The sequence below is a fragment of the Comamonas sp. B-9 genome, from assembly GCF_000410635.1.
Taxonomy (GTDB): domain Bacteria; phylum Pseudomonadota; class Gammaproteobacteria; order Burkholderiales; family Burkholderiaceae_C; genus Comamonas.
Genome location: NZ_KE148574.1, coordinates 3108 through 12053, shown reverse-complemented (window position 1 = coordinate 12053; position 8946 = coordinate 3108). Strand labels below are relative to the sequence as shown.

Here is an 8946-nt window from a genome sequence, read left to right as displayed (position 1 = left end):
GGCCCGCCACCGTGGCCTGGGCGCGCTGCACACTCTCGGTGGCCTTGACGGTGTCGGCCTGCTGCTTGAGCCGCTTGATATTGGACTGCGCGGTCTGGATTGCCGTGCGCAGCTGCTCCACGCTCTGGGTGAAGGCGCCCAGCTGGGCCTCTTCCTCATCACGCTGGGTTTCGAGCAGGGCGACCTTGCCGGCGACTTCCAGTGCCAGCGCCTCGTCCTGGGTCTCCAGCGCCTTCATCGCATAGCCTTCGTACTCGGCAATCTTGGCTTGCGTGGTCTGCAGCTTGCCGGCGGACAGCTTTTGCTTGGCCATGATCTCGGCCAGCGCTTCCTTGGAGCTGTTCAGGTCATTGTCGGCATCGCGGATTTCCTGGTCCAGGATGCGCAGCGCCTGGCTGTCAGTGACGGCTTCACCCGCCTCGTGCGCGGCGCCGCGCAGCGCAGTCACCAGCTTGTTCCATACGGTCATGATGCTCTCCTTGTACTGTGGGGTCGGGGACGGACTGCGCTCAGACCTGCGCCAGGGTCAGATAGGGGGCCAGCGCCTCGGTGGCCTGGATCACGCTGTCGGCCAGGATCAGGATCTCGGCCAGGATGTCGTCCGTGCTGCTGTTGGCGCGCATGGCGGCAAACATCACATAGCCCTCACCGCCCCGGGTCAGCGGCTCCAGCGCCATCGTCGTGAACGGGAACAGCTTTTGCAGGCGCAGGATCTGTGCATTGAGGCCGGCGCCATCGCGCACCTGGTTGGCGGGCCACAAAAAGGCCTCGACCACCAATTGCTCACCCGACAGGGCCACATGCACGGGCAGATCGCCAAAATCGGACAGGGTGACCAGCACACTGGTCTCGGCCCCCTCCAGTAGCTCTATCTGCAACTTGCCCTCGCGGGCCAGCGCCGATGCGCCCAGCTCGTCGGCCAGCGCCTGAATGCTGCGGTAATGGTGCTTGCTGCTTTCCATGCTCCCCTCCTGTCGGTAGATGGTCAATGAACCCGGTTGTGCCTGCGGCTGGCGCATCTGCTTTTCGAGCAGGTGCAGGGCCGCGCTGTACTCTGGAAGTACCCAGACCTCTTTTTTCACCAAACCCTGCTCCCGCAGCCGTTGGCGGTGCAGTCGCTGGTAGTGGGCAGATGTTTTTTGGTCCATGGGATGACGATAACAGCCATTACATGTGATGTGTACATGTAATAGTTTCAACATGTAAATTCTCCTTTGAAATCATAGCACTGCAGGGCTATTTCTCGGGCTGTCACCGTGTTTTGTCTCTGTGGGGACCGGCCCCATCCTGTGGCATCTTCACAATGGCCAGATGCTTTTGATCGACCTGCACCATGCCCACGCTGCCTTGCAAGACAACGGCGTCGCCACCTTGACGATTCGCCATGCCGGCAGCCTCAATATCCTGTCGTCACCGGTGCTCGAAGCGCTGGCCCAGGCATTCGATACGCTGGCGCAGGACAGCCGCATCCGCGTGCTGGTGCTGCGCGGCACCGGCGACAAGGCCTTTGTCGCGGGCGCTGATATCAAGGAAATGCGCGCGCTTACGCCCGACAATGCCGCTGCCTTCATCACCCGGCTGCGCCGCGTCTGCGAAGCCGCGCGCCAGTTCCCCACGCCGGTGATTGCCCGCCTGCCGGGCTGGACGCTGGGCGGCGGGCTGGAGCTGGCCTGCGCCTGCGATATCCGCATTGCCAGCAACCGCGTGCAGTGCGGCATGCCCGAGGTCCAGGTCGGCATCCCCTCGGTGATCCATGCCGCGATGCTGCCCCGGCTGATTGGCGCGGCGCGCACGCAGTGGCTGCTGCTGACCGGCGACAACATCGATGCCGCGCAGGCGCTGCAGTGGGGCCTGCTCGACCAGGTGGTGCCGCCCCAGCGGCTAGACGACGAGGTGGAGCACATGGCCAACAAGCTGGCCGGCTACGGCCCGCAGGCGCTGCGCCAGCAAAAACGCATGCTGCGCGCCTGGGAAAAGCAATCGCTCGACCAGGCCATCGAAGACAGCGTGCAGGAATTTGCTAACGCCTTCAAGACCGGTGAGCCCCAGGCCTATATGGCCCGCTTTGGCCAGCACTGATACAGGGGCGAGCCTGCCTGCGCTTGAGCGGGCAAGCCTATCTGCGCTTTGCTAGCAGGCGGCATCACCTGCTGATGCCGGGGCTCCGCAACCGGGGCCCGTTTCTCTCCCTACCGCCCCCTTGATCGCCCATGCCGTCTGCGCAGGGGTGATGCCCCATCGCGCCCGGATGGCATATGCCCAGCGCTGGCCCCTTGTTGCACGGCGCAGTGTGGTTGCCAAGCCCCAGCCATCTCTTGTCATTTTTCTATGGGATTGGCAACACACCACCAAGAAAAAGCATCATCCAGAAACAGAAAATTTTGATGCGCCGCAGCATTTTTTACATTTGATCGTTAAAAAAGGCTTCCAAATCAAGCATCAATTTGTAACCTGCTCAGTGCCCTATTTTGGCAAATCGTTGATATTTATTCCCTTTATCGTTAATAAATACTTACTTTTTACTCGGATACTTGTTGAAACACTATTCATGCGTTTGTGGTGATTGATATAATCGAATCACAAGTCGTGAGAATTTTTTTCTATCAATCACCATGCCCAAGCGCTCCGCCCCCTCCTTTCAGGCCCCTGCCCTCTGCGCAGCGTTCCTGGGCCTTTTGCCTGTGCTGGCCCATGCCCAGCCACTGCGGCCTTACCAGGCCAGCTGGGCCACCTGGGGGTTGGGCCTGTGCCTGGCCGCTCTGCTGGTGGTGGTGCTGCTGGAGGCGCTCTACACCTTCCGCCACTACGCGTTCACGCTCAACCGCCTGTTCGCACGCCAGCGCCCGCTGTATGCCGGCATCGAGCAGGCGCACTGGCCGCACATCACCGTCTTTATTGCAGCGCACAACGAAGAGGCCGTGATCTCGGGCTGCATCGAGGCGCTCCTGGATGTGGACTACCCGCGCGATCGCCTGACGATCATGCCGGTCAATGACCGCTCGACCGATGGCACGCGCCAGATCATCGACAGCTATGCCGACCGCCACCCTGGCCGTCTGCAGCTGTTCCACCGCCAGGAAGGCCCTCCAGGCAAGGCCGCGGCGCTGGCCGATGCCACCGCCATCGTCCAGGCCCGGGGCGAGTCCGAGCTGATCGTGGTGTTCGATGCCGACTACCTGCCGGGCAAGAAAATCATCAAGCAGCTCGTCGCCCCCTTCCTCGACCCCGAGGTGGGCGCCGTCATGGGCCGCGTCGTGCCGCAGAACGCCGGCGTGAACCTGCTCACCCGCCTGCTGGATCTGGAGCGCTCCGGCGGCTACCAGGTCGACCAGCAGGCCCGCTTCAACATGGGTGCGGTGGCGCAGTACGGCGGCACCGTGGGCGGCATTCGCCTGAGCGCGCTGCAGGATGTGGGCGGCTGGACCCCCGAGGTGCTGGCCGAGGACACCGACCTGACCTACCGCCTGCTGCTCAAGGGCTGGCAAACCGCCTACCTGGGCTACGCCGAATGCTACGAGGAAGTGCCTGAGAGCTGGGCCGTGCGTTTTCGCCAGATCAGCCGCTGGGCCAAGGGCCACAACCAGGTGATGACCAAGCTGGGCACCGAGATGCTGACCCGCAAGGGCCTGCGCTGGATGGAGCGTGTCGACGGCGTGGCACTTTTGGGCGTGTTCCTGATGTCGCCCATCTTGCTGGTGGGCTGGCTGCTGGCCCTGGTGCTGACGGTGACCGGCTACGGCATCGGCGCCAATGTGAACATTGCCTTGCTGATGCTGCTGATCGCCACCGGTTTTGCCTGCGTGGGCAACTTCGCCGCCTTCTTTGAAGTGGCCGCTGCCGTGCACCTCGACGGCCACCAGCGCCGCCTGCGCCTCTTGCCGCTGCTGCTGACGGGCTTTGTCGTCAGCATGGTGGCGGTTTCCAAGGCCACGATCGACGGGCTGCTGCTCGACAAGCTGTTCAAGCGCCAGTTCAAATGGGACAAGACCGTGCGCTACCGCCAGGCGCCCGCTGCTGCCCCCGCCGCCGCCGTCTCCCCCTCCGCCCTGCCTGAAGCACGTGTATGACCGCCCCCGTCCACCCCCTGCTGTTTGGCAGCATGTGGCTGACCGTGACCGCCCTGGTCTTCCTGTTGCCGCTGCTGCCGGCGCTGCGCGAGCTGTATTCGCGCAGCGATGCCGATGCGCTGGCCATCGATCCGCTGGACAACGGCCGCACGGACTACACCGCCCAGCGCATGGCCGAGCAGCTCGATCTGCTCGAGGCCATGCCCCGCGTGGCCCAATGGCAGCACGATGACCAGGGGCGCCTGATGGTGCCCCGTGGCCAATCGCGCCTGATGGCCCGGACCGAGGTACCGGTCGTGATCGGCTTCAGATCGCAGCTGCGCAGCCTTGTCTCCAGCGACGTCGTCGAGCTGCAGGCCAACAGCGTGGTGCAGCGCGTGCTGCATGCCAAGAGCATCCACTGCCTGGGCCCGGCCCAGCTGGCCCGCCTGACCAGCGCCGAGCGCCATATCGTGCTGTCGCCCGGTGCGCGCTTTTTGCGCCTCTCGGCCGCCTGCATCTTTACCTGGCCCCTCAAGCGCTCGCTGCAGTTCCCGCTGCCCGAGCTGGGCACCGGCATGCCGCTGACGACGCTGCAGCGGCGCCATGAAGGCGACCTGCGCATTCCCGCCGGCACCATTGTGCGCGGCGGCCTGGTGGTCACCGGCAACCTGCTGATGGAAGAGATGTCCGTGGTCGTGGGCCATATCAAGGTGCATGGCAATGCCGTGCTGGCCCAGAGCGCCTGTGTGCAGGGCGCGGTGTTCGTGCAGGGCGACCTGCAGACCAAGGGCAACAACTATGTCGAAGGGCCCTTGTGCGCCGGCAAGCGCCTGCAGCTGGGCCCCGACAGCCAGGTGGGCGACAAGGACTGCCCCAGCAGTGTCTCGGCCTGGACCATTGCCTTGCACGCCAGTGTGCGGGTCTATGGCAGTATGGCTGCCGTACGTTCCGGACAGGTGGTGCTATGAAAACACGCAATCTCTGGATCGCCTCGGCGGCCATGGCCTGGCAGCTGGCGGGCGCAGCGCAGCCAGCCGAGCCCCCGGCGCTGGCCGCCTTTGCGACGGGCGATGGCGCCTACTACACCACCTTGGGCGGCCAGGTAGTGGATCCTTACTTCATCAACAAGGGCTTCACCATCGCGCTGCAGGCGGATGTGCCACTGCAGGCCGAGCTGCAGCAGTGGCTGGCCTGGCTGCTGCCGCGCCAGCGCCAGGATGGCGGCTTTGACCGCTTTTGCCCCACGGCCGACAAGGCCTGGCGCAGCTGCATGGGTGCCGATGCCGACGACTCCATGGCCGCCACCACGATCGAGATGCTGCACCAGGCGCAGCACAAGCAATGGCTGGAGCCGGGCCAGCAGGCCGCCGCCCAGCAAGCCGTTGCACGCAGCCAACAGCTGCTCGCGCGCCTGCGCAACCCCAAGAACCAGCTCTACAAAGCCTTGCTGGACACCGAGCTTTACTACCTGATGGACAACATCGAGGTCTACGAGGCGCTGCGCGTGGCCGAAGGGGCGCAGGCCGGCCCCGCCTCCAGGCAGCTGGCAGCGGCCATCAACCGGCGTTTTCGCAGCGGCAGCGACTGGAAACCGGCCTTGCCCGAATACGACCAGCCACGCTTTTATCCCCACACCCTGGCCAGCGCCTACCTGTGGCAGACCGGCGTTATTTCGCGCGCCGAATCGGACCGCGCCACCGCCCAGTGGCTGGCCCAGCATGGCAGCGCCTGGCTCTCGCGCAGCGAAGACCACTATGCATGGGGCCTGGTTGCATGGAAAATGCGCCAAACCGCACCGATCCAGGCCGCCTGCTGGCGTGCATCGCTGCGGCCCTTCCAGCCCACGGTGGGCTGGACGGTGCTCGATGCAATGATTGACCACGCACTGGCGCACACGGGCATCAGCACCCAGTGCCCTTTTGCAATGGCCACGATGCCCGCGCCCGCCCCGGCTGCCAACCCTTGAGGCTGACACCATGAACAAGCTCTTGCGCTGGAAGAAATGGCTGGCCGCCACCGCAGTGGTGCTGTGCCTGCTCGCCGTCATTGGCTGGCACCAGTCGCGCAGCCTGCAGGCCAGCCAGCACTACGCCACCATCAGCTTGCTGGTTCCCGATGGCCTGCCCGCCAATGCGCCCCAGGTCCAGATCTGGAGCGAGGCGGCGCGCGAGCGCGGCGTGCTGCTCAAGCCGCTGGCGATCAGCGAATGGATGCGCGGCATCCACTATGGCGCCCCCGCTGCGCAGCAGGCGGTGATCCTGCCCGATACCTTCCACCGCAATATCTCGGACGCGGCAGTGCAGACCCTGATCGACGTGGTGCAGGCTGGCGGCAAGGCCATGGTGGTGCAGGACGGCGGCATGCTGGACGAGCGTGGCTACTACAGCAAAGGCACATCGCGCCTGTCGCAGATGCTGGGTGTGCGCTATGGCGACTACGACACCTACAAGGACCAGCTGTCCGACTATGAAGAGATCCGGGGCGCGCCCGCCACGATGGAGCTGCTGGGCATACCGCCAGGGCGCTACCTCGATGCCAAGGCCGCTGCCAAGCTCACCGCGATCGACCCCGAGGAGCTGGCGGTCGATGAACCGGGCTTTCCCAGCTTCATCGCCGGCTACACCAAGGATTCGCAGCGCTTTACCGTGCTCAAGACCGACCGCCCCCAGGGCGCACGCATCCTGCTGCAATCTAGCAATGGCGATGTGGTGGCCAGCGTCAACCGCTGGGGCAAGGGCCAGGCGATGTTCATCAACCTGCCGCTGACCTATTTGCTGCAGCGCACCGACGGTATTTTTCTGCACGGCTTTCTGGGCTACTTTGCCCAGCAGCTGGTGCAGCAGCCGCAACTGCTGGCCTCACCCGATGGCATGGGCGCGCTGGTGCTGAACTGGCACAACGACGACGGCCGGGCCATCGGCTTTTTGCACGAGTTGCAGGACGCCGGTGTTTTTGACCACGGCCACCAGTCCCTGCACTTCACCGCCGGCCCCGATGTGAACAAGCCGGGCGACGGCCTGGGCATGGACCTGGACTACAACGAAGACGCCCAGCAGATGATCCAGAAGCTGCTCAACCAGGGCCACACCATCGGCAACCATGGCGGCTGGATCCACAACTATTTCGGCAACAACGCCTCCGACGACAACGCCGACGATTTCATGCCGTTTCTCGATCTGAACAATGCCTCGGTCACCAAGGCCAACCAGGGCCTGCAGCCCAAGGAATACTCGGCCCCCAATGGCAACACCCCGCTGTGGACCTATGACTGGATGGCCGAGCATGGCGTGCAGGCCTATTACACGGTGGCCAACGTCGGCATGCCGCCCACGCGGCTGTGGCTGGGATCGCGCCAGGTCGACCAGTCCTGGGCCTTCCCGGTGCTGACCTATGGCCAGGTCGCGTCGGCCGAAGAGGCCTCGTTCCAGAAGATACCGGTTGCCGAGTTCGGCCAGTGGCTGCAGCAGGTCGCGGGCTTTATCGAGCACACCCGCAGCATCCGCCTGAGCTATTTCCACCCGATTGGCGCGGTGGACTACCTGCCCGCCGTGAAGGCCTACATCGACAGCGTGCAGGCCTGTGCGGACCGCCATCAATGCCAGTTCATCTCGATGGGCGAGGCGGCCGACTTCCTCAGCCGGCGCAACCAGGTGCAGTGGTCCATCACGGCCGAGGGCGACAACGACCTGCTCAGCGCCAGCCACGCCCAGTCCCTGGCCACGATGACCTGGACCGTGCCCAAGAAAAAATACGATGCCGTGCGCGTGCGCGCCGGGCAGGCCCAGGTGCAAGCCACCGACGACGCCTGGCTGGTCCGCGTGCAGGACGGCAAAGACCTCAGCCTTGAACTGCATCGCCAACCATGAGCTCCTCCCACCCCTCCTCCCCCTTCTGCGTGGCCGCCATCATGGGCACCCGGCCCGAGATCATCAAGATGGCCCCGGTGGTGCTGGCACTGCGCCAGCGCGGCATCACCACCCATGTGCTGCACACCGGCCAGCACGAGGAGATGGCCTGGCCGCTGTATGAATTCTTCGGCATCGCCCCCCAGGAGGTGATCCGCCTCAAGCGCGAGGTCGCCACCCTGCCGGCGCTGTCGAGCGAGCTGATGTCGGCCATCGGCAGCACCCTGGCCAGCCTCCAACCCGCCGTGGCACTGGTGCATGGCGACACCAGCAGCGCCGCCATGGGCGCGCTCGCGGCCGCCTACCTGCAGATCCCCGTCGGCCATGTCGAGGCCGGCCTGCGCTCGGGCCGCATCTCCGAGCCCTTCCCCGAAGAGATCAACCGCAGCCTGATCGGCCGCGTGAGCCAATGGCACTTTGCGCCCACCGGCCAGGCCCGCGAGAACCTGGAGAAGGAAAACGTGCCCGGTGAGATCGCGGTGGTCGGCAACACCGTCGTCGATGCCGTGCTGCTGGCCGCGCGCCATGTGCGCCAGCAGCGCGCTGCCGGCCAGCCGGTGGCCAACCCGGACTACCAGTGGTTTGTCGACAGCGGCCTGCGCCAGCTGGTGCTGGTGACCGCGCACCGGCGCGAGAACTGGGGCGAGCCCATGGTGGAGATTGCCCGGTCGGTGGCCCGCCTGCTCGAGCAACACCCCGATGCCGCCGTGATCTGGCCGGTGCACCTGAACCCGCTGGTGCAGGACGTGGTGCGCAGCGTGCATGCCACCAGTGCTGCCGAGGTGCAGAGCCGCTGGCGCCTGACGGCCCCGCTGGACTATGCGCCCATGGTCGAGATCATGGACGCGGCCCAGCTGCTGCTGACCGATTCGGGCGGCATCCAGGAAGGAAGAAGGCCTGTCGCTGCAAAAGCCACTGCTGGTGATGCGCGATGTGACCGAGCGCCCGGAAGTCATCACCTGCGGCGCCGGCCTGCTGGTGGGCACCGAGGC

General features: G+C 65.2%; 9 protein-coding genes. 7 read left to right on the top strand and 2 right to left on the bottom strand.

The window, feature by feature from the left end:
- Both H928_RS27545 and H928_RS0112685 read right to left on the bottom strand, forming a co-directional pair.
- Nucleotides 1-469 (bottom strand): PspA/IM30 family protein (locus tag H928_RS27545; protein ID WP_239644953.1); only part of this gene is annotated, 469 nt, incomplete at its 3' end.
- Nucleotides 470-509: 40 nt separating this feature from the next.
- Nucleotides 510-962: a YjfI family protein gene (locus tag H928_RS0112685; protein ID WP_239644952.1), complete on the bottom strand. Its 453-nt coding sequence runs from the start codon at nucleotides 960-962 to the stop codon at nucleotides 510-512.
- A 349-nt stretch (nucleotides 963-1311) separates the two neighbouring features.
- On the opposite strand from H928_RS0112685, the gene H928_RS0112680 reads away from it, so the two are divergent.
- The 7 genes from H928_RS0112680 to wecB all read left to right on the top strand — a co-directional run.
- Entirely contained in the window at nucleotides 1312-2079 is a 768-nt protein-coding gene (locus tag H928_RS0112680; RefSeq protein WP_021026850.1) for an enoyl-CoA hydratase, read from the top strand.
- A 121-nt stretch (nucleotides 2080-2200) separates the two neighbouring features.
- Nucleotides 2201-2563 carry a hypothetical protein gene (locus H928_RS31565; RefSeq protein WP_148293150.1) on the top strand — a complete coding sequence of 121 codons (363 nt, stop codon included), beginning with the start codon at nucleotides 2201-2203 and terminating at the stop codon, nucleotides 2561-2563.
- A gap of 49 nt (nucleotides 2564-2612) precedes the next feature.
- A complete protein-coding gene (locus H928_RS27540) occupies nucleotides 2613-4067 on the top strand; it encodes a glycosyltransferase family 2 protein (protein ID WP_021026849.1) in 1455 nt (484 codons plus the stop codon).
- Complete coding sequence (locus tag H928_RS0112670) at nucleotides 4064-5017, top strand: polymer-forming cytoskeletal protein (RefSeq protein ID WP_021026848.1); 954 nt, start codon at nucleotides 4064-4066, stop codon at nucleotides 5015-5017. Before H928_RS27540 ends, H928_RS0112670 begins: the two co-directional genes overlap by 4 nt.
- Nucleotides 5014-6015 (top strand): hypothetical protein, encoded by a 1002-nt coding sequence (locus H928_RS0112665; protein WP_021026847.1) that lies wholly within the window; start codon nucleotides 5014-5016, stop codon nucleotides 6013-6015. Before H928_RS0112670 ends, H928_RS0112665 begins: the two co-directional genes overlap by 4 nt.
- Before the next feature lie 10 nt (nucleotides 6016-6025).
- Nucleotides 6026-7915, top strand: a complete 1890-nt coding sequence (locus H928_RS30125; protein WP_021026846.1) for a hypothetical protein — start codon at nucleotides 6026-6028, stop codon at nucleotides 7913-7915.
- On the top strand, nucleotides 7912-8946 hold a 1035-nt coding region (wecB, locus tag H928_RS27530; protein WP_204366311.1), incomplete at its 3' end, for a non-hydrolyzing UDP-N-acetylglucosamine 2-epimerase. The genes H928_RS30125 and wecB, both read left to right, overlap by 4 nt.